22 protein-coding genes are annotated in these 23,293 nt (G+C 69.3%); 12 read left to right on the forward strand and 10 right to left on the reverse strand.

The annotated features are described in order from the left end of the window. Window positions 1-12: 12 nt before the first annotated feature. The 8 genes from aroF to D7X96_RS09060 all read left to right on the forward strand — a co-directional run bounded on the left by aroF (window position 13) and on the right by D7X96_RS09060 (window position 8,179). Window positions 13-909, forward strand: a complete 897-nt coding sequence (gene aroF, locus D7X96_RS09025) for a 3-deoxy-7-phosphoheptulonate synthase (protein WP_279637362.1) — start codon at window positions 13-15, stop codon at window positions 907-909. Next, on the forward strand, window positions 906-1,595 hold the full coding sequence (ubiE, locus tag D7X96_RS09030) for a bifunctional demethylmenaquinone methyltransferase/2-methoxy-6-polyprenyl-1,4-benzoquinol methylase UbiE (RefSeq protein WP_120546404.1): 690 nt from the start codon (window positions 906-908) through the stop codon (window positions 1,593-1,595). Before aroF ends, ubiE begins: the two co-directional genes overlap by 4 nt. After that, entirely contained in the window at window positions 1,576-2,175 is a 600-nt protein-coding gene (locus tag D7X96_RS09035) for a shikimate kinase (protein WP_120546405.1), read from the forward strand. The genes ubiE and D7X96_RS09035 overlap by 20 nt, the downstream gene beginning before the upstream one ends. Then, entirely contained in the window at window positions 2,175-3,422 is a 1,248-nt protein-coding gene (locus tag D7X96_RS09040; RefSeq protein ID WP_370450101.1) for a shikimate dehydrogenase, read from the forward strand. The genes D7X96_RS09035 and D7X96_RS09040 overlap by 1 nt, the downstream gene beginning before the upstream one ends. Continuing rightward, window positions 3,419-4,438: a chorismate synthase gene (aroC, locus tag D7X96_RS09045; RefSeq protein ID WP_121725384.1), complete on the forward strand. Its 1,020-nt coding sequence runs from the start codon at window positions 3,419-3,421 to the stop codon at window positions 4,436-4,438. The genes D7X96_RS09040 and aroC overlap by 4 nt, the downstream gene beginning before the upstream one ends. After that, complete coding sequence (locus tag D7X96_RS09050) at window positions 4,435-5,505, forward strand: 3-dehydroquinate synthase (RefSeq protein ID WP_121769492.1); 1,071 nt, start codon at window positions 4,435-4,437, stop codon at window positions 5,503-5,505. The genes aroC and D7X96_RS09050 overlap by 4 nt, the downstream gene beginning before the upstream one ends. Then, window positions 5,502-6,797: a 3-phosphoshikimate 1-carboxyvinyltransferase gene (locus D7X96_RS09055; RefSeq protein ID WP_121725132.1), complete on the forward strand. Its 1,296-nt coding sequence runs from the start codon at window positions 5,502-5,504 to the stop codon at window positions 6,795-6,797. Before D7X96_RS09050 ends, D7X96_RS09055 begins: the two co-directional genes overlap by 4 nt. Before the next feature lie 86 nt (window positions 6,798-6,883). Further along, the gene (locus tag D7X96_RS09060; RefSeq protein ID WP_014397329.1) at window positions 6,884-8,179 is read left to right on the forward strand and encodes a citrate synthase; all 1,296 of its coding nucleotides are present in this window, start codon (window positions 6,884-6,886) and stop codon (window positions 8,177-8,179) included. Window positions 8,180-8,256: 77 nt separating this feature from the next. Here the strand turns inward: D7X96_RS09060 and D7X96_RS09065 are convergent, their stop codons facing one another. Next, the gene (locus D7X96_RS09065; RefSeq protein ID WP_208647286.1) at window positions 8,257-10,074 is read right to left on the reverse strand and encodes an AMP-dependent synthetase/ligase; all 1,818 of its coding nucleotides are present in this window, start codon (window positions 10,072-10,074) and stop codon (window positions 8,257-8,259) included. Between the two features lie 95 nt (window positions 10,075-10,169). On the opposite strand from D7X96_RS09065, the gene D7X96_RS09070 reads away from it, so the two are divergent. The 3 genes from D7X96_RS09070 to pyk all read left to right on the forward strand — a co-directional run bounded on the left by D7X96_RS09070 (window position 10,170) and on the right by pyk (window position 13,058). After that, window positions 10,170-10,526: a hypothetical protein gene (locus tag D7X96_RS09070; protein ID WP_233610215.1), complete on the forward strand. Its 357-nt coding sequence runs from the start codon at window positions 10,170-10,172 to the stop codon at window positions 10,524-10,526. A 129-nt stretch (window positions 10,527-10,655) separates the two neighbouring features. After that, window positions 10,656-11,450, forward strand: a complete 795-nt coding sequence (locus D7X96_RS09075) for a bifunctional nuclease family protein (protein ID WP_121769493.1) — start codon at window positions 10,656-10,658, stop codon at window positions 11,448-11,450. Between the two features lie 207 nt (window positions 11,451-11,657). Further along, the gene (gene pyk / locus D7X96_RS09080; protein WP_120546412.1) at window positions 11,658-13,058 is read left to right on the forward strand and encodes a pyruvate kinase; all 1,401 of its coding nucleotides are present in this window, start codon (window positions 11,658-11,660) and stop codon (window positions 13,056-13,058) included. 40 nt (window positions 13,059-13,098) lie between these two features. Here the strand turns inward: pyk and D7X96_RS09085 are convergent, their stop codons facing one another. The 9 genes from D7X96_RS09085 to D7X96_RS09125 all read right to left on the reverse strand — a co-directional run bounded on the left by D7X96_RS09085 (window position 13,099) and on the right by D7X96_RS09125 (window position 22,595). Then, window positions 13,099-13,764, reverse strand: a complete 666-nt coding sequence (locus D7X96_RS09085) for a DUF7986 domain-containing protein (protein WP_120546413.1) — start codon at window positions 13,762-13,764, stop codon at window positions 13,099-13,101. 20 nt (window positions 13,765-13,784) lie between these two features. Further along, window positions 13,785-14,912: a glutamine-hydrolyzing carbamoyl-phosphate synthase small subunit gene (carA, locus tag D7X96_RS09090; RefSeq protein WP_120546414.1), complete on the reverse strand. Its 1,128-nt coding sequence runs from the start codon at window positions 14,910-14,912 to the stop codon at window positions 13,785-13,787. Continuing rightward, window positions 14,912-16,213 carry a dihydroorotase gene (locus D7X96_RS09095; protein WP_208647287.1) on the reverse strand — a complete coding sequence of 434 codons (1,302 nt, stop codon included), beginning with the start codon at window positions 16,211-16,213 and terminating at the stop codon, window positions 14,912-14,914. The genes carA and D7X96_RS09095 overlap by 1 nt, the downstream gene beginning before the upstream one ends. After that, window positions 16,210-17,103, reverse strand: coding sequence for an aspartate carbamoyltransferase catalytic subunit (locus D7X96_RS09100; protein WP_014397337.1), 894 nt, complete (start codon window positions 17,101-17,103; stop codon window positions 16,210-16,212). The genes D7X96_RS09095 and D7X96_RS09100 overlap by 4 nt, the downstream gene beginning before the upstream one ends. An 80-nt stretch (window positions 17,104-17,183) precedes the next feature. Next, window positions 17,184-18,431 (reverse strand): signal peptidase I, encoded by a 1,248-nt coding sequence (lepB, locus tag D7X96_RS09105; RefSeq protein ID WP_167510817.1) that lies wholly within the window; start codon window positions 18,429-18,431, stop codon window positions 17,184-17,186. A gap of 4 nt (window positions 18,432-18,435) precedes the next feature. Next, window positions 18,436-20,247, reverse strand: a complete 1,812-nt coding sequence (gene lepA, locus D7X96_RS09110) for a translation elongation factor 4 (RefSeq protein WP_120546415.1) — start codon at window positions 20,245-20,247, stop codon at window positions 18,436-18,438. Window positions 20,248-20,409: 162 nt separating this feature from the next. After that, a complete protein-coding gene (locus D7X96_RS09115) occupies window positions 20,410-21,354 on the reverse strand; it encodes an NAD-dependent epimerase/dehydratase family protein (RefSeq protein ID WP_120546416.1) in 945 nt (314 codons plus the stop codon). A 74-nt stretch (window positions 21,355-21,428) separates the two neighbouring features. Beyond that, the gene (locus tag D7X96_RS09120; RefSeq protein ID WP_120546417.1) at window positions 21,429-22,388 is read right to left on the reverse strand and encodes a UDP-glucuronic acid decarboxylase family protein; all 960 of its coding nucleotides are present in this window, start codon (window positions 22,386-22,388) and stop codon (window positions 21,429-21,431) included. 24 nt (window positions 22,389-22,412) lie between these two features. Continuing rightward, window positions 22,413-22,595 (reverse strand): ribbon-helix-helix domain-containing protein, encoded by a 183-nt coding sequence (locus D7X96_RS09125; protein WP_014397342.1) that lies wholly within the window; start codon window positions 22,593-22,595, stop codon window positions 22,413-22,415. Window positions 22,596-22,687: 92 nt separating this feature from the next. Between D7X96_RS09125 and D7X96_RS09130 the strand changes: the two genes are divergently transcribed. Continuing rightward, the gene (locus D7X96_RS09130; RefSeq protein WP_121722016.1) at window positions 22,688-23,287 is read left to right on the forward strand and encodes a hypothetical protein; all 600 of its coding nucleotides are present in this window, start codon (window positions 22,688-22,690) and stop codon (window positions 23,285-23,287) included. The last annotated feature ends 6 nt before the right edge of the window (window positions 23,288-23,293 follow it).

Below are 23,293 nucleotides of genomic sequence, written 5' to 3' on the forward strand. Positions count from 1 at the left end.
GAGGGAGCCGCCGTGGGAGGCCAGCAACCAGACGACCCAGCCGCGCGGCGTGACCCGGGCGCACACCGCGTCCTGCGCGCGTCGCGTCCAGCGGGCACGCGCGTGCAGGTGGGCGGCGTGGAGGTGGGCGGGCCCGGCTTCGTGGTGATGGCGGGGCCGTGCGCGGTGGAGGGCGCGGAGCCGTTGGAGCTCGCGGCTCGCGCGGTGGCGCAGGCGGGCGCGCACCTGTTGCGCGGCGGCGTGTTCAAGCCGCGCACCAGTCCGTACGCATTCCAGGGCATGGGAGAGCCGGGGCTGAAACTGTTGGTGGACGCGGGCCGGCGTCACGGGCTGCCCATCATCAGTGAGGTGATGGAGACGGAGCAACTGCCCCTGATGGCGGAGCACGCGGACGTGCTCCAGGTGGGCGCGCGGAACATGCAGAACTTCGGGCTGCTGCGCGCGCTGGGGAAGGTGCGCAAGCCGGTGCTGCTCAAGCGCGGGCTGTCCGCCACGGTGCAGGAGTGGCTCAACGCCGCCGAGTACATCCTGGCGGGCGGCAACGAGCAGGTGATGCTCTGCGAGCGCGGCATCCGCACCTTCGAGACCGCGATGCGCAACACGCTGGACCTGGCCGCGGTGGCGTGGGCGAAGGAGCGCACGCACCTGCCGGTCATCGTGGATCCGTCCCACGCCACGGGCATCCCGTCGCTCATCACACCCATGTCACTGGCGGCGGCGGCCTGCGGGGCGGATGGATTGTTGATTGAAGTCCACCCCCGGCCGGAGCAGGCGTTGTGCGACGGGCAGCAGGCGATGACGCCCGGGGATTTCGCTACGTTGATGAATCGGCTGCCGGGCGTGCTCGCCGCGGTGGACCGTCACCTTTGGACGCCGGCGGAGCCGGCACAGATCGCGGGGGCGCGATGAGCACCGAAGTCCGTCAGATGTTCTCTTCCATCGCCACGCGCTACGACGTGACGAACGAAGTCCTCTCGCTGGGCATCCACCGGCTGTGGCGGCGCTCGGCGGTGAAGCTCAGCGGTGCGAAGGAAGGCAGCCACGTCCTGGACTGCGCCACCGGCACGGGCGACCTGGCGCTGGCGTTCAAGCGCAAGGTGGGCTCCACGGGCCGCGTGGTGGGCACGGACTTCTGCCCGGAGATGCTGGAGAGCGCCCCGGCCAAGGCGGCCAAGGCGGGGCTGGAGGTGGAGTTCCAGGTGCAGGACGCCATGGCGCTCACCCTGCCGGACAACAGCTTCGACGTGGCGTCCATCTCCTTCGGCATCCGCAACGTGGATGATCCGGTGAAGTGCCTCCAGGAGATGGCGCGCGTGGTGCGCCCCGGAGGCCGCGTGGTGGTGCTGGAGTTCGGCCAGCCCACGGGCCCGTACGGCGCGCTGTTCCGCTTCTACAGCAAGACGGTGATGCCGGCGATTGGCGGCCTGCTCACGGGCAACAAGGCGGCGTACCAGTACCTGCCCCGCACCGCCGCGGCCTTCCCCGCCGGTGACCGCTTCCTCTCCCTGATGGACCAGGCCGGCGCCTACAGTGAGCGCGCCGCCCACCCCCTGCTGTTTGGAACCGCCTACGTCTATGTCGGAACCGTCCGTTGAGGCCCGGCGCCTCCTTGTTTCGCAAGTCGTCGCGTCGGTAGACCCCAGACTCCAGCAGGCGCTCCAGGGGACACTCTCGTCCCCGGGGCCCTGCCCCCGCCCGGCGGACGCGCAGACCGTCGTCATCGCGGGGCACCGCGCGGCCGGCAAGACGCGCCTGCTGCCGCTCGTTTCACAACTGCTCGGCCGGACCGGGTTGGATCTGGACGCGGAGCTGGAGCGCCGGCACGGGCGCCCGCTCCGCTCATGGGTCGCGGAGTCCCCCACCACCTTCCGCGCCGCCGAGCGCGAGACGCTGGGCCTGCTGCCCCAAGGCAGCGTGGTGGCGGTGGGTGGCGGCTTCCTGTCGCACCATCCGGACGCGCTCGCGGGGCACTTCACGCTCGTCGTCCCCGTCACGTTCGACACGTATCGCGAGCGGCTGATGGCGGACACCACTCGCCCACGGCTGCGCGCGGACGTGTCGCTGGAGGAGGAGCTCCACTCGCTGTTCCATGAACGCGAGGCGCTGCACGCCCGCGTCCCCACCATTTCCCTGGCGGACTTCCTCCGGGGCTGTCTTGCCCAGGAGCCCGCCTGATGGCCACCCGGCGCATCATCACCCTGCCCCCCACCCTCACCGGCGCGGACGCCATCGCCTTCGCGCGTGACGGACTCAAGCGGGGCGCGGACGTCATCGAGGTGCGGACCGATCTGCACGCACCCGGAGACGTCGATCCCGATGCGCTCGCGCGCGTGATGCCACTGCTCGTCTCCGAGCGAGGCAAGCCGCTGCCCGCGCCGTGGGTCCAGGCCGCGTGGCGCGTGGACCGAGACGTGGAGCGCGCGCAGGACATGGACGCGCCGCCGGGGAAGCTGCTCGCGTCGCACCACGCGGAAGGTCCGCTCACGACGGCGGAGGCCTTGCGGCGCTGGTCCCGGCCCATTCCGCCGGATGCGCTGGTGAAGCACGTGGAGCCCATGGACGGGCCCGCGCATCTGGACGTGCTGCTTCAGACGCAGGCCGCGTTGTCCCAGCGCTTCGGCGCCGAGCGCGTCACCGTGCTGGGCATGGGCCCTGTCGCCATCCCGGCGCGCGCGGTGCTCTCACGCAGGAACGGCCTGGAGTACGTGGCCATGGGCGGCCCGTGGACGGCGGCTCCGGGACAGCGCCTGCTGGACGACGTGGTGCGCGAGCACCGCAAGGCGAAGGATCCGCACGCCCTGCGCCTGGGCATCCTGGGCACGGCGATCCCGCACTCGCGCTCGCCGCGCATCCACCGTCAGCCGTTCGATCGCATCGACCTGGCGGAGGACGCGCCGGTGGAGGCGGTGGTGGACGCGCTGCTGCCGCACTACGCGGGCTTCGCGGTGACGAGCCCGTTCAAGATGCGGCTCGCGAAGCACACGGGCTCTCAGCTGGACGCCATCAACACGCTGGTGCGCCGGGGCTCGCGGTGGGAGTCGTTCAACACCGACACGGAAGGGGCCCGCGCGGTGCTGGAGCGGCTGGGCTCGAAGGACGTCGCGGTGCTGGGCGACGGCGGCTCCACGCAGGCGCTGCGGTTGGTGGCCGCTGAACAGCGATTCGCCCTGCGGGTCGTCAAGCGCGCGGAGATTCACGCACCGCTGTCCGGGGATTGGGTCTGGACGTGGCCGGACCGCGTGGCTCCCCCCGAAAACCTGCGATTCCAGGGGGCACGCGTGGCGGTGATCGCATACGGTGCGCCCGGCCGGCGCGTCGCCGCGGAGATCTTTCGCCGCGGGGGCACCCCTCTCCTGCTAGGTGCGGCGTGGTTCGTCGCCCAGGCCCGGCGGCAGCGACAACTCTGGGAAACGGCGACATGAATACCTTCGGCACCCTCTTCCGGTTGACGACCTTCGGCGAAAGCCACGGTCCCGCGCTGGGCTCCGTCATCGATGGCTGCCCCGCGGGTGTTCCGCTCACGCGCGAGATGATCCAGGCAGCGCTGGATCGCCGGCGTCCCGGGCAGTCCGCCCTGGTGACCCCGCGCAACGAGCCCGACACCGTTGAAATCCTGTCCGGCGTCTTCCAGGACAAGACGCTGGGCACGCCCATCGCGGCCATCGTGCGCAACGCGAACCAGCGCTCGCAGGACTACAACCAGTTGGCCAGCGTGGACCGGCCGGGCCACGCGGACGCGGTGTGGCGCGAGCGTTACAAGCACCGCGACCACCGGGGCGGCGGCCGCACCAGCGGACGTGAGACGCTCTGCCGCGTCATCGGCGGCGCCATCGCGGAGGCGTACCTCGCGCGCGACCTGCCCTCCATCAGCACCGTCGCCTACGTGTCCCAGGTGGGTGAGTTGGTCGCTCCCGTTCCGGCGCCGGGCCTCACCCGCGCCATGGTGGACGCGCACCCCACCCGCTGCCCGGATGAAGCCGTCCGTGAAGAGATGGCCCGGCAAATCCTCGCCGCGAAGGAGGCCGGGGACAGCCTGGGCGGCTCCATCGACGTGCGCGTGGAGGGCCTGCCCGTGGGCCTGGGCGAGCCCATCTTCGGCAAGCTGAAGGCGCTCATCGCGCAGGCGCTGGGCAGCATTGGCGCCGTCACCGGCGTCATGTGGGGTCCGCCGGATCTGCTCCAGCGCATTGGCCAGCCCGGCACGAAGTTCCATTCCGTGAAGGACGCGTACGGCGGCATCCAGGGTGGCCTCGCCAACGGTGAGCCCATGCAGGTGCGCGCCTACTTCAAGCCCCCCGCGACGCTCGCGGATCACGCCAAGGGCGGCCGTCACGACCCGTGCATCATGCCCCGCGCCGTCCCGGTGCTGGAGGCCATGGTGTCGCTCGTCATCGCCGACCTCGTCCAGCAACTCAACGCCCGCCCCCACTCCGCATGAGCCCGCTTCCTCCCGGTTCCTACCGCCCCCCCAACGACCGCTGGGGTTCCTTCACGAAGCTCGCCGCGAAGCTGCCCGAGGGCAGCGTCGCCGTGGTGGACCGCACCGTCGCGCGCTTCCACCCCACGCTCATCCCCACGCTGGAGGCCCGCAAGCCCCGCGCCATCATCCAGCTGGTGGGCGGTGAGCGCGCCAAGAGCCTCGCGTCGCTGCAGAAGGTGCTCGCGGGTGGCATCAACCTGCCGCGCTCCGGCACGCTCGTCGCCGTGGGCGGTGGCACCGTGGGCGACGTGGCCACCGTGGCCGCGCACCTGCTCAAGCGTGGCGTGCGGCTGTTGCAGGTGCCAACCACGCTGCTCGCGGCGGTGGACAGCAGCCTGGGCGGCAAGGGCGCGGTGGACCTCGTCGTGCGCGGCCGCGTGGTGAAGAACCCCGCGGGCGTCTTCCACTACGCGGATGAGACGTGGCTGTGCCCGGAGCTGTACGCCACGCTGTCCGACGCGCAGGTGCGCGAGGGCTCCATCGAGGCGTGGAAGATGGTCGCGTCGCTGGATGCGCCCCTCTTCAAGAAGTACGTGCGCACGCCGCCGGCGCTGGAGAAGCTGGTGAAGGACGCGCGCGGGCTGAAGGAGGACGTCTGCTCGAAGGACCCCTACGAGCACCAGGGCCTGCGCCGCGTGCTCAACTTCGGCCACACCTTCGGCCACGTGCTGGAGAGCCTGTCGCGCTTCAAGCTGTCGCACGGCGACGCGGTGGGCCTGGGCATCCTCTGGGCGCTGGACGTGGGCCGGCACCTGGGCGTGACGCCGGAGTCCGTGGCGCACGACGTGGAGCGCGCGCTGGCTCGAGGCCCGGGCGTGCTCGGTCGTGACCGCGCCGCGGAGATCGCCCAGCGCGCGCCGTTGAAGGACGTGGTCGCGCTGCTGGACGCCGACAAGAAGGCCGGCGCCAACGGCGAGCTGCGCATGGTGCTGCTCACCGCGGTGGGCACCGCCGAGGTCGTGGATGTGATGCCGAAGACGTGGCGGGCCCTGTGGCCCGCCTGGACCCGTGGAGCCCGCCCTTGAGCCACGCCTCGCCGAGCCGCCTCACCGTCGACCCGAGCGCCTTGAGCGCCTCACCGCTCACCCCGCCCGTGTCGAAGTCGGACGCCCAGCGAGCCCTGGTGTTGGGACACCTCACGGGCGCCTGGCCGCTGCCGTCGGTGCAGGCGGAATCGGACGAGGACCTCCCCGCCGACGTGCGCGTGCTGCGCCGGGGCGTGGAGGCCCTGCGCCTTCCCCCCGGTCCCGTGCGCGACGTGGACTGCGCGGACGGCGGCGCCCCCTTTCGCATCCTCGTCACGCAGGCCGCGGTGACGCCCGGCGCGCGCGTGCGCTTCACCGGTACGCCCCGCCTGGGCGAGCGCCCGCACGGCCCGCTCTTCACGTCGCTGAAGCAGGCGCTGGGCGCCTCCGGCCTGACGCTCACCGAAGGCTCGCCGTGGCCGGTGGAGCTGCACGCGCCCCAGGACACCACGAAGGCCGCGCCGGTGTTCCGCGTGCCGGGCGCGCAGAGCAGCCAGTACGCCTCCAGCCTGCTCCTGGGCTGCGCCGAGCGCTTCCTCCGGGAGAAGCGCGCGTGGAGCGTGGAGATCGAAGGCACGCTCACCAGCGCCGGCTACATGGACCTCACGGTGGCGTGGCTGCGCCGCTTCGGCTTCACCGTGGAACAGTCCGAAGGTCACTACTCCGTCACGCAGTATCAGGCGCCCGAATCCGTGCCATCACTGCCGGGCGACTGGTCGTCGCTGGGCTACCTGGTGCTCATCGCCTGGCGCACGGGCGGCACGGTGGAGCGCGCGGAGCCCGAGAGCGCGCACCCGGACCAGGCGATCCTCCGGCTGGTCGCTGATGTCGGCTTGAAGATGATCCCGGCGGGCGCGCCCAACACGTGGCGTTTCCAGGGCGAGCCCACCGGCGAGCTCAAGGCCTCGGGCAAGGAGTGCCCGGACCTGCTGCCCACGCTGGCGGCGCTCGCGTGCGTGCTGCCCCGGCCCACCACGCTCACCGACGTGGGCATCCTGCGGGTCAAGGAGAGCGACCGGCTGGAGGGAATCCGAACGTTGGTCACTGCCTACGGTGGCACCACGGAACTGTCGGCCGGAGCCGACAGTGAGACGCTGCGCATCTTCCCGCCGAAGGTGAAGCCCTCGCGCTTCGCCATGGACAGCCGGGGTGACCACCGCCTGGCGATGTCAGCGGCAACCCTGTGTGTGCTGTCCGGGGTGTCTCTGGATCTGACGGGGCCGGAGTGCGTGGAGAAGAGCTTCCCGGGCTTCTGGCGGCAGCTCGCGCGCGCCGGTGTCCGCTATTCCTGAGTGGGAAGTCGCACCGGAAACTTCGCCTCTAAGACTTATCGTTCTTTTTTGTTGAAAGCGTCCGCCGCCCTGTGAAATCTCCGCCCATGCCCAAGGACACGCTGACCGTCACCGACAATCGGACCGGGAAGACGTACGAGATCCCGATCGAGAACGGCTGTATCCGCACCCCCGACCTGCGCCAGATCAAGACCGGCAGCGATGACTTCGGTCTGATGGGTTACGACCCCGCGTTCCTGAACACGGCGAACTGTAAGAGCGCCATCACGTTCATCGACGGCGACAAGGGCATCCTGGAGTACCGCGGCTACCCCATCGAGCAGCTCGCGGAGAAGTCCTCCTTCCTGGAGGTGGCCTACCTGCTGCTGAAGGGCGAGCTGCCCACGCAGAAGGAGCTGGAGAACTTCACGTTCAACGTGACCCACCACACGCTGGTGCACGAGAACATCAAGTCCTTCATCGACGGGTTCCGCTACGACGCGCACCCCATGGCGATGCTGGGCTCCACGGTGGCCGCGCTGTCCGCGTTCTACCCGGACGCGAAGAACATCAAGGACGCGCGCAGCCGTGAGATCCAGATCACGCGCCTCATCGCGAAGATGCCCACCCTGGCCGCGTTCTCGTACCGGCACGCGATGGGCCTGCCGTTCGTCTACCCGGACAACGACCTGTCCTACGTCGCCAACTTCCTGGCGATGATCAAGCGCATTGGCACGAGCGCCTTCAAGGTGCACCCCACGCTGGAGAAGGCGCTGGACGTGCTCTTCATCCTGCACGCGGACCACGAGCAGAACTGCTCCACGACCTCCGTGCGCACGGTGGGCTCGTCGCAGGTGGACCCCTACTCCGCGGTCGCCGCGGGCGTGGGCGCGCTCTACGGCCCGCTGCACGGCGGCGCCAACGAGGCGGTGCTCCGCATGCTCCGCGAGATTGGCAGCAAGGCCAACATCCCGGAGTTCATCAAGCAGGTGAAGGGCGGCGAGGGCGAGAAGAAGCTGATGGGCTTCGGCCACCGCGTCTACAAGTCCTACGACCCGCGCGCGAAGGTCATCAAGCGCGTGGCGGACGAGGTCTTCGACGTGACGGGCAAGAACCCGCTGCTCGAGATTGCCCTCGAACTGGAGCGCATCGCGCTCGAGGACGAGTACTTCGTGAAGCGCAAGCTGTACCCGAACGTCGACTTCTACTCGGGCCTCATCTACGAGGCGATGGGCTTCCAGGCGGAGATGTTCCCCGTCCTGTTCGCCATCCCCCGCACGGTGGGCTGGTGCGCGCAGTGGGAGGAGATGGTGACGGACAACGAGCAGAAGATCGCCCGTCCCCGTCAGGTCTTCACCGGCGCCGCGCGCCGCGACTACGTGGCCCAGGACAAGCGCAAGTAGTCAGCGTCTGTCACAGCCGCTGAAGCACGAAGGGGCGTAGGACTCGAAGCTTGAGTCCTCCGCCCCTTTCGCTTTGCCTACCCGTGGGCCGCGACGGCGCCCGGCTCGCTGTAGAGCGCGTCGATGACGTCCGCGTACTTCTGCTCCACCACCTTGCGGCGCATCTTCATGCTGGGCGTGAGCTCTCCACCGTCGATGGAGAACTCCCCCGGCAGCACGCGGAAGCGCTTGATGGTCTCGAAGCGAGACAGCTTCGGGTTCACGTCCCGCTCGAAGGCCTCGTGCAGGTGCTGCTGCAGCCGCGGGTCGTTCACCAGCGCGGCCACGTCCTCCGGCCAGCCCTTCTCCCGCGCCAGTTTGCGCACCCGGTCCGGCTCCAGCGTCACCAGCGCCACCAGGTAGTTGCGCCGGTCGCCCACGACCAGCGCGTGCCCCACCGGGGACACGGCCTTGAGCAGCTCTTCGATATTCGCCGGCGACGTCTTCTTGCCGCCGGAGGTGACGATGATCTCCTTCTTGCGCCCGGTGATGCGCAGGAAGCCTTCGGCGTCCAGCTGTCCCACGTCACCCGTGTGAAGCCACCCGTCCGCCAAGAGTTCCTGCGTGGCCTCCGGGTTGCGGTGATAGCCCAGGCACACGTTGCCGCCCCTCACGAGGATCTCCCCGTCCTCCGCGATGCGTACTTCCACCCCCAGCATGGGGCGGCCCACCGTGCCCAGGCGGGCGCACTCGGTGGTGCTCACGGTGGCGGGGCCGGACACCTCCGTCATGCCCCACACCTCCAGCAGCACGACGTCGATGGAGGCGAAGAAGTCCAGCACGTCCCGGCCAATGGGCGCCGCGGACGTGGAGAACAGCTTCGCCTTCTCCAGGCCGATGCGCGTCTTCAGGGGCTGGAACACCAGCTTCTGGGCCAGCCCGAACTTGGCCTCCATCAACGACGGCACGCGCTCCTGGCTCAGGATGCGCGTGTTGCGCTCCAGCGCCGTGGCGCGCGCCCACTCCACCAGCCGGCGCTTCAGGGGCGGCTGCGCGGCCAGGCCCTCCTCCGCCTTCGTCTTGAACTTCTCCCAGACGCGCGGCACCGCGAAGAAGATGGTGGGGCGCACCTCCGTGAGGTTCTTGCCCAGCGCGTCCAGCGAGTCCGCGAAGTACACCTGCGTGCCCAGGAGCAGCGGGCTGTGCAGCGAGACGATCTGCTCCGCGATGTGCGACAGCGGCAGGTACGACACCAGCCGCTCGTCCTCCATGTCCTTGAAGCCCATGGTGTCGCCCAGCTGCTTCGACGTCCAGGCGAGGTTGCGGTGGCTCAGGGCCACGCCCTTGGGCTGTCCGGTGGTCCCCGACGTGTAGATGAGCGTGGCGAGCGCGTCCGGGTGGAGCGAGTGGACGCCGTCCCAGTACGGGGCCTCGTCCGCCTTCGCGCCGGAGGCCAGCACGTCCGCGTAGCGCAGCACGCCTTCGGGCAGCGGCGTGGGCGCGTCCACGACGATGAGGTGCTGGAGCGTGGGCAGCCGCTTCTGGACCTCCAGGGCGGTGGCCAGGTGCTTCGCGTTCTCCACCAGGAGGAAGCGCGCCTCGCAGTGGCCCAGGATGTAGACGAGCTGATCCACACTGCTGGTGGTGTAGAGCCCCACCGGCACGCCGCCCAGGGCCATGGCCCCCAGGTCCGCGACGTGCCACGCCTCCCGGTTGAAGCTCAGGATGCCCAGCGGGTCGCCGTCCCGGAACCCCAGCGCGTTCAGCCCCAGGGCGAAGCGCTTGACGCGCTGGGCATAGTCGAACCACGAGGTGGGGACATAGGCGCCTCCATGGCGGGACCAGAGTGCCGGGCGGTGTTCCAGCCGCGCGGCCTGGTCATGGAGCGCATGCAGCATCGTCTTGGGCAGGTCCATCCGACGGAACGTAGTGGAAGCTCACCGCCCGTTCCATGTCCCCCCGTCTCAGGCGTTGACAGCATGTTCACCGGCTTTGTATGCCGCGCCCGACCATGAGCATCGACTTCACCTGTCAGAAGTGCGAGGCCAGCTTCGAGTTGGAAGCCCAGGACCTCATCGAGGGGACGGAGAAGATTGTCTGCCCCCACTGCGACGCGAAGGCGCCCGCCAACCTCTCGGAGGACTTCGTCGCCGCGCTCACGGAGATGCGCGCGCAGATCGCCATCCTCAGCAAGAAGTTCGCGGTGACGATGACGCTCGAGGCCGAGGAGCTGGAGGACGAGCTCGACGACGAGGACGAAGACGAGGAGGAGGACGACGAGGACGACGTCGACGAGGATGAGGACGACGAGGAGTCCGAGGACGACGAGGACTACGACGACGAAGAGTCCGAGGACGACGACCGCTAGTCGCCCCGCGCCCCTTCTTCCCGGCTGCCCGCCCGCCCTCCAACCGGGTGGGCCAGGGCCCGGGGGCCGCTCGCGGCGGCAGTGGGGCGCAACCCTCCCGGTGAAGGGAGAGGTGCGTAGCTTAGGGATGTGAAAACGTCCAACCGCGCCAACTTCTTCGTCGCTCCGTTCACGGCCGTGGTGCTGGCGCTGGGGGGGGCTCTGTTCCTTCCCGCGTTCGGGATCCCCGGCGCCATCGCCGCCTCCGACAAGGCGGAAGGAACCCAGGAGAAGCCGTGCGTCACCGAGAAGGGCGCTGATCCCAAGGCCTGCTCGGAGCTGGTGGAGTTGGAAGTGAAGGACGTGGTGCCCTTGATGGAGGCGCAGACGCACGCCGTCGTGCTGACCACCAAGGACGGTGAGACGGTGCTCCCCCTCTTCGTGGACGAGGGCGCGGCGGTCTCCATCGCCTTCCGCCTGGCGGAGCGTCCGCCCCCGCAGCCGCTGTCGCAGGACCTGCTGGACGACGTGGTGTCCAAGCTGGGTGGCAAGGTGACGGAGGTCCGCATCGACGACCTGCGCGACAACGTCTACTCCGGCCGCGTCTTCCTGCAGCAGGGCAAGAAGGAGCTGGCGCTGGACGCCCGCCCTTCCGACTCCATTGCCATGGCCATGCACAGCCAGGCCCGCATCCGCGTGACGCGCAAGGTGCTGACCCTGGCCGGCATCACCCGCGCGGAGATTGAGGCCCTCCAGAAGCAGCAGGACCTGGGCGTGGGCGGCAGCGGCGGCCTGGGTGACGAGGACATGGGTCCCCTGCCCCCTCCGCCTCCCATGGGCCCCAGCACCGGCCACCCGAAGCCGCCTTCGGAGGACATCGGCATGGACCACTCCACGCCGGCGCTCATGGAGCCCATCGGCAAGGGCCAGGAGATCGACCTCTAGCCGCCGGAAGCGCAGCCCAGGAACGACGAAAGCCCGGCCCCCCCTCCCAGGGTAGCCGGGCTTTCTTCGTCTCAGACAGCTGAGAGCCACGAATGGCGTGCGCTGGCTCGCGGTAACTTTCCGCCTGCCGCGTGAGGCGAAGAGTTAGTCCTTCGGGCGCAAGGCTGTCAAGCCGCCCACCCCGTGGGGCTAGGATGGGCGGCCTCTATGCGCAAGGCGAAGATCATCTGCACGCTGGGTCCGGCTTCGGACTCAAAAGAAGTCATCGAGGGGCTGGTGAAGGCGGGCATGAACGTGGCCCGGCTCAACTTCTCCCACGGCACGCACGACGAGCACCGGCAGCGCCTCCAGCGCATCCGCGCGGTGTCGAAGAAGCTGGGGCTGCCGGTGGCCATCCTCCAGGACGTGCAGGGACCCAAGGTGCGCCTGGGGCGCTTCGAGGGCGGCCAGCTGGCGGTGAAGACGGGCGACACGGTGACCGTGACGACGCGCGCGGTGATGGGCAAGGGCAACGTCATCCCCACCCCGGTGCGCACGCTGCCGCGCGACGTGCAGAAGGGCCACGAGGTGCTGCTGGACGACGGCCGGGTGCGCCTGCGCGTGCTGAAGGTGAGCGGCCAGGACGTGACGTGCCGCGTGGAATTGGGCGGGCTGCTCAAGGACCACAAGGGGCTCAACCTGCCCGGCACGGCCATGTCGGTGCCCACGCTGACGGAGAAGGACAAGGTGGACCTGGCCTTCGGCCAGGAGGTGGGCGTGGACTACGTGGCGCTGTCCTTCGTGCGCACCGCGCAGGACGTGCGCCAGGCGCGCGCGCTGGTGGCGAAGCGCAAGACGCCCATCATCTCCAAGATTGAAAAGCCCCAGGCGGTGGAGAACCTGGCGGCCATCGCCGCGGAGTCGGACGGGGTGATGGTGGCCCGCGGGGATCTGGGCGTGGAGATGCCGCTGGAGCAGCTCCCCGCCATCCAGAAGCGCATCGTGCGGGAGGTCAACCGCATGGGCGGCATCGTCATCGTCGCGACGGAGATGCTGGAGAGCATGGTGCTCAACGCCCGGCCCACGCGCGCGGAGGTGTCGGACGTGGCCAACGCCATCCTGGATGGCGCGGACGCGGTGATGCTCTCCGGTGAGACGGCCGCGGGCCGCTACCCCGTGGAGGCGGTGGCCACCATGGCGCGCATCGTGGAGGAGACGGAGCGCACCGGGCTGGTCACCCTCGCCTCTCCCCCCTTCGAACTCTCCAAGGACCTGGGCACCGGCGTCGCCGCGGCGGCGGTGGCCGCGTCCCGGCAGCTCCACATCAAGACCATCGTCGCGTACACGGAGAGCGGCCACACCGCGCGGCTCATCTCCGAGTTCCGCCCCGACGCGCGCATCATCGGCCTGACGCCCAACGCGGACACGGTGAACCGCATGGGGCTTTATTGGGGCGTGACGGGGCAGCGGGTGAAGCGCATCTCGTCCACGGACGCCATGCTCAAGCAGGTGCGCAGGCTCTGCAACGAGCAGCGCCTCTGCGAACCAGGGGAGCCCTTCATCCTGGTGGCCGGCGTGCCGCTCAACGTGCCGGGAAACACCAACCTGATGAGCATCCACCGCGTCTGAAGGCCGCGCGCGGTGGACGCGTGAAGCAGGAGGTCTTCGGCTAGAGGACCTTCTGCTCGAAGTCGTAGAGCTTCTCCACGGACAGCTGGCGGTAGCGCTCCACGTTGAGGGCCCGGCGGGCGCACTCCCACACCAGGTCCTTGGCGGGGCGCTCCGGCTCCTTCTTCTTGCGGCGCTTCACCTCGGCCTTGATGGCCTTGAGCGCCATGGCCGGGTGGTAGCAGAAGGCGGAGGAGAACAGCAGGTGGCCGCCGAAGGGCACCAGGCGCGCCTCCAGCACGTCCCCCGTCTCCAGGCCCGCGATGTGGCGGCGCTCCGTCACGTCGAAGTCCTTGCCGGAGAAGAGCTCGCGCAGGCGCACCATGCCCTTGCCCAGCTTGCGCACCTCGAAGAGGCCGTGGACCGTCTCCGTGAAGCTGCGGAAGGCGTTGGCCTCTTCCGGCGGCGCGGACTGCTGGCGCTCTTCGTACAGCTCCGCGGCCGGCGTCTTGCCGGTGAGCGGCGAGACGCGGTCGTAGAGGTAGTAGTCCAGGAACGACGCCATCCGCAGCTCGAAGAGCTTGTCGTCCTCGAAGACTTCGCCGGTGAGGCGGAAGTACTCCGCCTTGGCCTCCAGGAGGTCCGGCTTGCGGGCCTCCTGGCTGCCGAAGGCGATGAGCTGGTCCAGGTACGGCTGGTACGACAACGGGGTCAGCGCGGTGTCCATGGCCGTTGCGAACTTTCTTCCTACGAACCCGCCATCAGCGTCGCGAAGCGGCTGAACAGGTAGCGCGCGTCGTGAGGGCCGGGCGAAGCCTCGGGGTGGTACTGCACGCTGAAGGCCCGCGCGTCCGGTACGGCCAGGCCCTCCACCGTGCCGTCGTTGAGGTTGATGTGCGTGACGACGGCCTTGCCCTTGAGGCTGGCGTCGTCCACCGCGAAGCCGTGGTTCTGCGCGGTGATCTCCACCTTGCCCGTGGTGAGGTCCTTCACGGGCTGGTTGCCGCCGCGGTGACCGAACTTCATCTTGTACGTCCGGCCGCCCAGGGCCAGCGCCATGATCTGGTGCCCCAGGCAGATGCCGAACACCGGCACCTTGCCCAGGAGCGCCGCCACCGTGCGGTCCGCGCCCTTCACCGCGGCCGGGTCGCCGGGGCCATTGGCCAGGAAGACGCCGTGCGGCTTCTTCGCCAGCACCTGCTCCGCCGTGAAGTGGGACGGCACCACCGTGACGCGGCAGCCCACGTCCACCAGGTACTGGAGCATGGAGCGCTTGAGGCCGTAGTCGTACGCGATGACGTCGTACTTGAGCTCCGGCTCCGGCCGCTTGTCACCGGGGGCCAGGAACACGTCCGGGGACGGCGTGGTGAAGACGTAGGGCTCCTTGCAGGACACGCCCGTGGCCAGGTCCATGCCCTCCATGCCCGCGGCGGCGCGAGCGCGCTCGGACAGGGCGCCAGGGGACACGTTCTCCGTGGAGATGATGCCCGTCTGGGCGCCGTGCGTGCGCAGGTGGCGCACCAGCCGGCGGGTGTCCACGCCTTCGATGCCCACGCGGCCGTGGCGCGCGAGGTACGCGTCCAGCGTCTCCTGCGAGCGCCAGTTGGAGGGCGTCTTCGTCAGCGAGCGCACCACCATGCCCACCGCGTGCGGCAGCCCTGCCTCCTCGTCCGCCGCGTTCGCCCCGATGTTCCCCATCTCCGGGTACGCCATCGTGACGATCTGGCCCACGTACGAGGGGTCCGTGAGGATCTCCTGGTAGCCGTACATGGACGTGTTGAAGACCACCTCACCCACCGTCTCGCCGGAAGCGCCAAAGGCGCGTCCCTCGAACGTGGTGCCATCCGCCAGTGCGAGCACCGCCCGCTTCGTCATCACCGCGACTCCTTGAGCTGACCGTCCTCGAACACACACCGGCCGCCCACCCACGTCTGCGTCACGCGGCCCTTCAGCGTGCGCCCGTGGAAGGGCGTGTTGCGACTGCGGGAATAGAACCGGTGGGCATCCACCGTCCACTCCTCCGAAGGTGACACCAGCGTGATGTCCGCCGGGGCACCAGGCGCCAGGTGACCGCCTGGCAGGCCGAATACCCTCGCCGGCCCGTCAGACAAGAGCTCCACCGCCCGGCGCGGGGTGAGCACGCCCTCGTGCACCAGCGCCAGCGTGAGCCCCAGGGCCGTCTCCAGCCCGACGATGCCGTTGATGCCCTTCTCGAACTCCACCAGCTTGTCGGACACGCCGTGCGGCGCGTGGTCCGTGGCGATGGCGTCCACCGTGCCATCCACCAGCGCCTCGCGCAGCGCCTTCACGTCCACGTCGCCGCGCAGCGGCGGCGCCATCTTCGCGTGGGTGTCGTAGTCCCCCACCGCCCGGTCATCCAGGGTGAAGTGGTGCGGCGCCACCTCGCAGGTGACCCGCAGGCCGCGCTTCTTCGCCTCGCGGATGAGCCGCACGCTGCCCTCGCACGACACATGCGCGACGTGCAGGCGCCCCTTCGTCTCCTCCAGGAGCACCAGGTCGCGCGCCACCATGGCGACCTCCGCGGAAGACGGAATCCCGCGCAGGCCCAGCCGCGTGGACGTGGCGCCTTCGTGCATGGCGCCGCCGGCGGACAGCGTGAGGTCCTCCTCGTGGACCATCACCGGCACGTCGAACTGGGTGGCGTACTGGAGCACCCGGCGCATCAGCCCCGCGTTCATCACCGGGCGGCCATCGTCGGTGAGGGCCACGCAGCCAGCGCCAATCAGCTCGCCTGCTTCCGACAGCTCCTCGCCCTTGAGCCCCTTGGTGATGGCACCGGCCGGGTACACGTGGCACAGGGCCGCGTCCCGGGCGCGCGACAGCACCAGCTCCGTGACGAGCGCGCTGTCGTTCACCACCTTGGTGTTGGGCATGGCCACGACGCCCGTGAAGCCGCCCGCCACCGCCGCGCGGCAGCCGGTGAGGACCGTCTCCTTGCCCTCTTCTCCCGGCTCGCGCAGGTGCACGTGCAGGTCGATGAAGCCCGGCACCAGCCACTTGTCCCTGGCGTCCACCACCCGCGCGTCCCTGGGCGCGGGCAGCGGGGCCTCCGACACCTGGGCCACCCGGCCGTCCGTCACGAGCACGTCGCGAACGCCGTCCACGCCATTGCGCGGGTCGATGACGCGCGCCCGCTGGAAGAGCACTGGGGTCATGATGCGCAAGCCTCCAGGATGGCCCGGCGCACCGCGACGCCGTTGGCCACCTGTTCCAGGATGACGCTGCGAGGCCCGTCCGCCACCACCGGCGACAACTCCACGCCTCGGTTGATGGGGCCCGGGTGCAGCACGAGGGCGTCCGGCTTCATCCGCTCCGCGCGGGCGGGCGTGATACCGAACAGCCGCGAGTACTCCCGCTGGGACGGCAGGAAGGCTTCCGACATGCGCTCCGTCTGCAGTCTCAGGCACATCACCGCGTCCGCCTGGGGCAGCACGGCATCCAGCTGATGCGTCACCTCTCCGCCCATCTCCTCCAGCCCTGGCGGCAGGAGGGTGGGCGGTCCGCAGAGCACGACACGCGCCCCCAGGGCCTTCAGGCACAGGAGGTTGGAGCGCGCCACGCGGCTGTGCAGCACGTCGCCCACGATCAGCACCGTGCGCCCGTCCAGGCGGCCCCAGCGCTGGCGCAGGGTGAAGGCGTCCAGCAGGGCCTGGGACGGGTGCTCATGCGCGCCGTCGCCCGCGTTGACCACCGCGCACTTCACGTGCCGGGCGACGAGCCCGGGCGCGCCGGAGGAGCGGTGGCGGATGACGATGACCGCCGGCCCCATGGCCTCGATGTTGCGCGCGGTGTCCAGGAGTGTCTCGCCCTTGGACACGGAGGAGCCCGCGTAGCTCCAGTTGAGGACGTCCGCGCCCAGCTTCCGCGCGGCCACCTCGAAGGAGGAGCGCGTCCGGGTGGAGTCCTCGAAGAAGAGGTTCGCCACGACGCGGCCGCGCAACACGTGCGAGGCATCCGGTCCGCCGGGCAGGTGTGCCTGGGCACGGTCGAGCAGCGCTTCCAGCTCATCCCGCCGCCAGCCTGCGATTCCGAGAAGATGTCTCATGGGCCGGGGCCGCCGCGTACCGCGCGCCGCACGTTGCGTCAAGCACGGCGCGTGGTGGTCCCCTGCCTGGCGTTCGTTCTTCAGCGCACCGGTTCGAAGAAGCGGTCCACCCGCAGGCCCGTGCCGCCGAACAGGTTGCCCAACAGGCCCCCCCAGCCGAGCGACAGCCAGACGACCATGGCCTTGCCCTTGATGTGACCGTACGGCACGTAGGCGACCTCGGCGCCGGCCGGGCCGCCCAGGTTGTAGCGGCTGTCCGCGCTGTTGTCCCGGTTGTCGCCCATCACGAAGACGCTGTCGGCGGGGACCGTGTAGGGCCCCTCGTGCTCGCGGCCCGGCATGCGCATGGGGTGCTGGAGCGACGAGTGCACCACGCCGCCCAGGTCCTCGCGGTAGAGCACTTCTTCCTGGTCGAACCAGCGGCCCGTCGTGTCGTCCTGGTTGTGCACCACGTAGTCCGGTGACACCAGCGTGCGGGGCTGGGCCTCGCCGTTGATCCGCACCACCCCGTCGACGATCTCCACCGTGTCGCCGGGGATGCCGATGACGCGCTTGATGAAGTCCTTGGACTCGTCCACGGGGTTGTTGAAGACGATGACGTCCCCGCGCTGCGGCGCCCGCACGATGCGGAACGGCACCACGTTCATGAACGGGACGCGCACCCCGTAGATGAACTTGTTCACGAAGACCTGATCCCCAATCTGCAGCGTGGGCAGCATGGAGCCGGAGGGAATCCGGTACGGCTCCACCAGCACCGTGCGGATGACCAGGGCGATGAGCAACGCCTTGCCGAAGCCGCCCAGGAAGTCCCACACGGACTGCTTGCGGTACGCCCCCAGCTGCTCCTGGGTGAGCTTCTCCAGCGCCTGCGTCTCCGTGCGCAGCGCCTCCGCGTTGCCCGCCACCGACGCGGACTCCACGCGCAGCGCCTGCTCGGTGATGCGATCCGCCGCGGCCGGGGACACCTTGGTGCCCACGCGCGCGAGGATGCGCTCGTCCTCGGCGATGAGCTCGCGCGCCTCGTGGCGCAGCGTCCGGAGCAGCGACTCCTTCCGGGACGCGTTGCGCCACACCAGGAGCCCGAAGAAGGCCAGCACCATGAGCAGGCCGAAGCCCTTCATCAGGGGCTGGGCCCAGGACGCGGTGCCGGGCGCCATTTCAATCAGCGTGACGTACGGGATGAACGCCAGGCCCACGCCCACCAGCGGGGCCCAGAGGCTGGTGAGCAGCTCGCGCCACATCAGCTGACGGCGGGCCTTGAGCTGCTCCGGGGTGCGGCGCGCGGCCATGGCCGCTCCCAGCTTCATGGAAGGACTGGCCGTGCTCATGGGGCTACTGCTCCGTCTTGAGGACCGCGAGGAAGGCTTCCTGCGGAATCTCCACCGTGCCCACCTGCTTCATGCGCTTCTTGCCCTCCTTCTGCTTCTCCAGGAGCTTGCGCTTGCGGCTGATGTCTCCGCCGTAGCACTTGGCAAGGACGTTCTTGCGCATGGCGGAGATCGTCTCGCGGGAGATGATCTTCGCGCCGATGGCGGCCTGGATGGCCACCTCGTACATCTGCTTCGGAATCACTTCCTTGAGCTTCTCGCAGACCTCGCGGCCGCGCAGGTACGCGCGCTCGCGGTGCACGATGACGCTGAGCGCGTCCACCGGCTCGCCGTTGATCAGGATGTCCAGCTTCGCCAGGTCCGCCTCCTGGTACGACGACAGCTCGTAGTCGAGGCTCGCGTAGCCGCGCGACACGCTCTTCAGCCGGTCGAAGAAGTCGAAGACGACTTCGGCCATGGGCATCTCGTACGTCACCTGCACGCGGGTGCCGCTGGAGCCCAGGTACTTCATGTCCTTCTGTACGCCACGCCGGTCCTGGCACAGCTTCAGGATGGCGCCCAGGTGCTCGTTGGGCACGTGGATGTGGCAGGTGAGGATGGGCTCCTCGAACTTCTCGATGTTCTGCGTGGGCGGCAGCTTCGCCGGGTTGTCCACGAGCAGCGTCTCACCCTTGCTGGTGGTGATGCGGTAGACCACCGACGGCGCCGTGGTGATCAGGTTGAGGTTGTACTCGCGCTCCAGGCGCTCCTGGACGATCTCCATGTGGAGCAGGCCCAGGTAGCCGCAGCGGAAGCCGAACCCCAGCGCCGTGGACGACTCGGGCTCGTAGGTGAAGGCGGAGTCGTTGAGCGTCAGCTTCGCCAGCGCGTCGCGCAGGTTCTCGTAGTCCGCGGAGTCCACCGGGAAGATGCCGGAGAACACCATCGGCTTGACTTCCTTGAAGCCCGGGAAGGCCGTCTCCGTGGGGCGCGCCTCCTCCGTCACGGTGTCGCCGACCTTCGCGTCCTGCAGCTCCTTCACGTTGGCGACGAGCACGCCCACCTCGCCCGCCATCAGCTGCTGCACCGGGCGCGAGAACGGGCTGAACACGCCCAGCTCCTGCACCTCGAAGACCTTGTTGTTGCTGAACATCTTGATCTTCTGCTTCAGCTTCAGCGTGCCTTCCAGCACGCGCACCAGCGTCACCACGCCCCGGTAGTTGTCGTACCAGGAGTCGAAGATGAGCGCCTTGAGCGGCGCGGACGGCGAACCCTGCGGCGGCGGCACGCGCTGGACCACCGACTCCAGGATGTCGTGGATGCCCAGGCCCTCCTTGGCGGAGGCCGGCACCGCGACGGACGCATCGATGCCGATGACGTCCTCAATCTCCCCGCGCGTGCGGTCCACGTCCGCGCTGGGCAGGTCGATCTTGTTGATGACCGGGATGATTTCCAGGTTGTGGTCCAACGCCATGTAGACGTTGGCGAGCGTCTGCGCCTCCACGCCCTGCGTCGCGTCCACGACGAGCAGCGCGCCCTCGCACGCGGCGAGGCTGCGGCTCACCTCGTAGGCGAAGTCCACGTGTCCCGGCGTGTCGATGAGGTTGAGGACGTAGTTCTGGCCGTCCTTCGCGGTGTACGTCATCCGCACGGACTGGGCCTTGATGGTGATGCCCCGCTCTCGCTCGATGTCCATGTTGTCGAGGAACTGGGCCTGCGCCTCACGCTTGGTCAGCGTGCCTGTCTTCTCCAGGAGGCGGTCGGCCAGCGTCGACTTTCCATGGTCGATGTGGGCGATGATGCAGAAGTTGCGGATGTGCGCGTTTTCAGCCGGCATGTTCAGGGCGCTCGTCGGTCGCGAAGCGGGCGTAGGTAACACCGAACCGCCCGAAAATCCACGACCGGCGCACACCTGCCCGCCGGGCACTCCACCCACCTGACGCCCCGAAATCCCCCCGGCTTGCCGCCCAGGGGGACTCCAGCGGCGTTGAGAAACCTGCTAGCCCCGGGCGCGCATGGGGCCCGCGGCCTGCTCACGGAAGAAGTGCAGCGTGCGCTTGAGGCCCTCCGCCAGCTGCACGGACGGCTCCCAGCCCAGCACCTTCTTCGCGTGGGACGCGTCGATGCAGGAGCGCAGCTGCTCGCCCGGCTTGCCCGGCGCGTGCTCGGCCTTCAGCGAGCTGCCGCCGGCCTCCGCGATGAGCTCGTAGAGCCGGTTGATGTCCGTCTCCACGCCGGTGCCGATGTTGGCGGCGCCCACGTAGTCGCTCTGGGCGGCCAGGTAGTTGGCGCGGGCCACGTCCGGACCGAAGACGAAGTCACGCGTCTGCTTGCCCTCGCCGAAGATGGTGCAGCCCTGCCCCGCGACGACGCGCTTGCTGAACACGGCTACCACGCCGGCCTCGCCGTGCGGGTTCTGACGGGGGCCGTACACGTTGGCGTACCGCAGGGCGACGTACGGCAGGCCGTACTGCGCCCGGTAGTAGCCCAGGTACAGCTCGCCCGCCGCCTTGGAGACGCCGTACGGCGACACCGGCCGCGTCGGGTGGTCCTCGCGGGCGGGGAAGTAGTCCTGCTCGCCGTAGATGGCGCCGCCGGTGGAGCTGAAGATGACCTTCTTCACGCCCGACTGGCGCGAGGCCTCCAGCAGGTTGAGCATGCCGCGGACGTTCACGTCCGCGTCGAAGCTGGGGTCCTCCACGCTCTTGCGCACGTCCATCTGGGCGGCCAGGTGGCAGAGCACCTGCGGCTTCTCCGTGCGGATGAGCTCCGCGGCTTCCGGGCTCCGGATGTCGAGCACGACCAGCCGCACGCGCGGATCCAGGTTCTCCTTCTTGCCGCTCAGCAGGTTGTCCAGCGCGATGACCTCATGGCCATTGCGCAGGAACTCGTCGCACACGTGCGAGCCGATGAAGCCCGCGCCGCCCGTCACCAGGACTTTCACGCCGTTCTCCCCAGGTCCGGCCGCCAGGGGGGCCGGACCGTCGTCTACCTCGCGTTCACTCGCGCGCGGCCAACCTAAGCTCCAGAGGGGCGACCGGCAACCTCTCGGAAGTAGGCGATGGTGTCCCGCAGACCATCCTCCAGCTTCACCTTGGGCTCCCAGCCCAGCAACGTGCGCGCGCGGGTGATGTCCGGCTGACGCTGCTTCGGATCATCCTTGGGCAGCGGGTGGTAGACGATCTGCCTACCTCCACCGGCCGCCTCACGCACGGCCTCCGCGAACTGCTTGATGGTCATCTCGCGCGGGTTGCCGATGTTCACCGGGCCCCGGACGTCCGAGAGGATGAGCCGCACCAGGCCGTCCACCAGGTCCTTCACGTAGCAGAAGGAGCGCGTCTGGCTGCCGTCGCCAAAGACGCTGAAGTCCTCGCCCTTGAGCGCCTGGCCCACGAAGGCGGGCACCACGCGGCCGTCGTTGAGGCGCATGCGCGGGCCGTAGGTGTTGAAGATGCGCACGATGCGGACGTTCACGCCGCGGCTGCGCTCGTAGGCCGCGCTGATGGCCTCCGAGTAGCGCTTGGCCTCGTCGTACACCGAGCGCGGGCCGATGGGATTCACGTTGCCCCAGTAATCCTCCTTCTGGGGGTGCACCAGCGGGTCGCCGTACACTTCCGACGTGGAGGCCATGAGGAACACGGCCTTCTTCTTCTCCGCCAGCTTCAGCGCGTTCTCCGTGCCAATGGAGCCCACGCGCAGCGTCTCGATGGGGAGGTTCGCGTAGTCGATGGGCGACGCCGGCGAGGCGAGGTTGAGGACGAAGTCCACCGGCCCGTCCACCTCCAGCCCCTCCGTGATGTCCTGCTTCACGAACTGGAAGCCCGCGCGCGGCTTGAGCGTGCGCACGTTCGCTTCGTTTCCGGTGATGAGGTTGTCCACCGCGAGGACGGACTCCGCGCCGTCATCCAGCAGCCGCTCACACAGGTGCGAGCCCACGAATCCGGCCCCACCCAACACCACCGCCCGCTTGCCACGCATGCTCGTCACGTCACGCCTCGTTCGTCAGGAGAGTTCGTCGAAGGTTGCCTGGCCCGGCAGCTGCGCTTTGTACTTCTCCAGCACCAGGTCGATGCCCTGCCGGATGTATTCGGCCACGGGCACCTTCGTCTTCTGGTTCAGCGCCTTGAGCAGTTCGTTCTGCTCCGGAGTGATGTAGATGGTGGTGCTGACTTTCTTTCGGGCCATGGCGATACGTGAAAATATATGGAATGACGTGGCCTGCGAAGCACGGAGTGGAAGCGGCGCGAACATGGCGCCCCACCTGCTTGGGAGGCACCTTGGCTTCTAGCAACCGCTTGATTTTCCTGGGCTTCCTGGTGGCAGGCGCGCTCACGGGCTGCGCGAGCCAGAAGGCCTCGGAGGGCTCTGACACGGTGCGCAAGCGCCCCGAGGCGGAAGCCGTCCGGGGGAAGCAGGACCCCGGGGAGACCGTCACGGAGCTGGACGCCAACGGCGACGGCCAGACGGACGTCTGGGAGTACCGGCTCAAGGACGTGCTGGTGCGCAAGGAGCTGGACCTGAACTGGGACGGCCGTGTGGACGTCACCCAGTACCTGGATCCGCAGGGCGCGAAGGTCCGCGAAGTCATGGACCTGGACTACGACGGCAAGGTGGACGCCACGTACCACTACGCCGAGGGCAAGCGCACCAAGGGCGAGCGCGACCTGGACGGCGATGGGAAGGCGGACTCGTGGCTCTTCTACGAGAACGACACGCTCGTGCGGAAGGAGCGTGACGCGAACCACGACGGCCGCGTGGACTACTGGGAGTACTGGGAGAACGGCCAGGTGGACCGCATTGGCGAGGACCTGGACGGTGACGGCACCGTGGACCAGTGGACCCGCAACCCGGCGCCCGGGGCGAAGTCCAGGGAGTGATGCCGG

Source organism: Corallococcus interemptor (genome assembly GCF_003668875.1).
Classification (GTDB): domain Bacteria; phylum Myxococcota; class Myxococcia; order Myxococcales; family Myxococcaceae; genus Corallococcus; species Corallococcus interemptor.

Coding starts and splice junctions, on each gene's coding strand:
- ubiE (WP_120546404.1), top strand. CDS start 906: ATGAGCACCGAAGTCCGTCAGATGTTCTCTTCCATCGCCACGCGCTAC.
- D7X96_RS09035 (WP_120546405.1), top strand. CDS start 1,576: ATGTCGGAACCGTCCGTTGAGGCCCGGCGCCTCCTTGTTTCGCAAGTC.
- D7X96_RS09040 (WP_370450101.1), top strand. CDS start 2,175: ATGGCCACCCGGCGCATCATCACCCTGCCCCCCACCCTCACCGGCGCG.
- aroC (WP_121725384.1), top strand. CDS start 3,419: ATGAATACCTTCGGCACCCTCTTCCGGTTGACGACCTTCGGCGAAAGC.
- D7X96_RS09050 (WP_121769492.1), top strand. CDS start 4,435: ATGAGCCCGCTTCCTCCCGGTTCCTACCGCCCCCCCAACGACCGCTGG.
- D7X96_RS09060 (WP_014397329.1), top strand. CDS start 6,884: ATGCCCAAGGACACGCTGACCGTCACCGACAATCGGACCGGGAAGACG.
- D7X96_RS09065 (WP_208647286.1), bottom strand. CDS start 10,074: ATGGACCTGCCCAAGACGATGCTGCATGCGCTCCATGACCAGGCCGCG.
- D7X96_RS09070 (WP_233610215.1), top strand. CDS start 10,170: ATGAGCATCGACTTCACCTGTCAGAAGTGCGAGGCCAGCTTCGAGTTG.
- pyk (WP_120546412.1), top strand. CDS start 11,658: ATGCGCAAGGCGAAGATCATCTGCACGCTGGGTCCGGCTTCGGACTCA.
- D7X96_RS09085 (WP_120546413.1), bottom strand. CDS start 13,764: ATGGACACCGCGCTGACCCCGTTGTCGTACCAGCCGTACCTGGACCAG.
- carA (WP_120546414.1), bottom strand. CDS start 14,912: ATGACGAAGCGGGCGGTGCTCGCACTGGCGGATGGCACCACGTTCGAG.
- D7X96_RS09095 (WP_208647287.1), bottom strand. CDS start 16,213: ATGACCCCAGTGCTCTTCCAGCGGGCGCGCGTCATCGACCCGCGCAAT.
- D7X96_RS09100 (WP_014397337.1), bottom strand. CDS start 17,103: ATGAGACATCTTCTCGGAATCGCAGGCTGGCGGCGGGATGAGCTGGAA.
- lepB (WP_167510817.1), bottom strand. CDS start 18,431: ATGAGCACGGCCAGTCCTTCCATGAAGCTGGGAGCGGCCATGGCCGCG.
- lepA (WP_120546415.1), bottom strand. CDS start 20,247: ATGCCGGCTGAAAACGCGCACATCCGCAACTTCTGCATCATCGCCCAC.
- D7X96_RS09120 (WP_120546417.1), bottom strand. CDS start 22,388: ATGCGTGGCAAGCGGGCGGTGGTGTTGGGTGGGGCCGGATTCGTGGGC.
- D7X96_RS09125 (WP_014397342.1), bottom strand. CDS start 22,595: ATGGCCCGAAAGAAAGTCAGCACCACCATCTACATCACTCCGGAGCAG.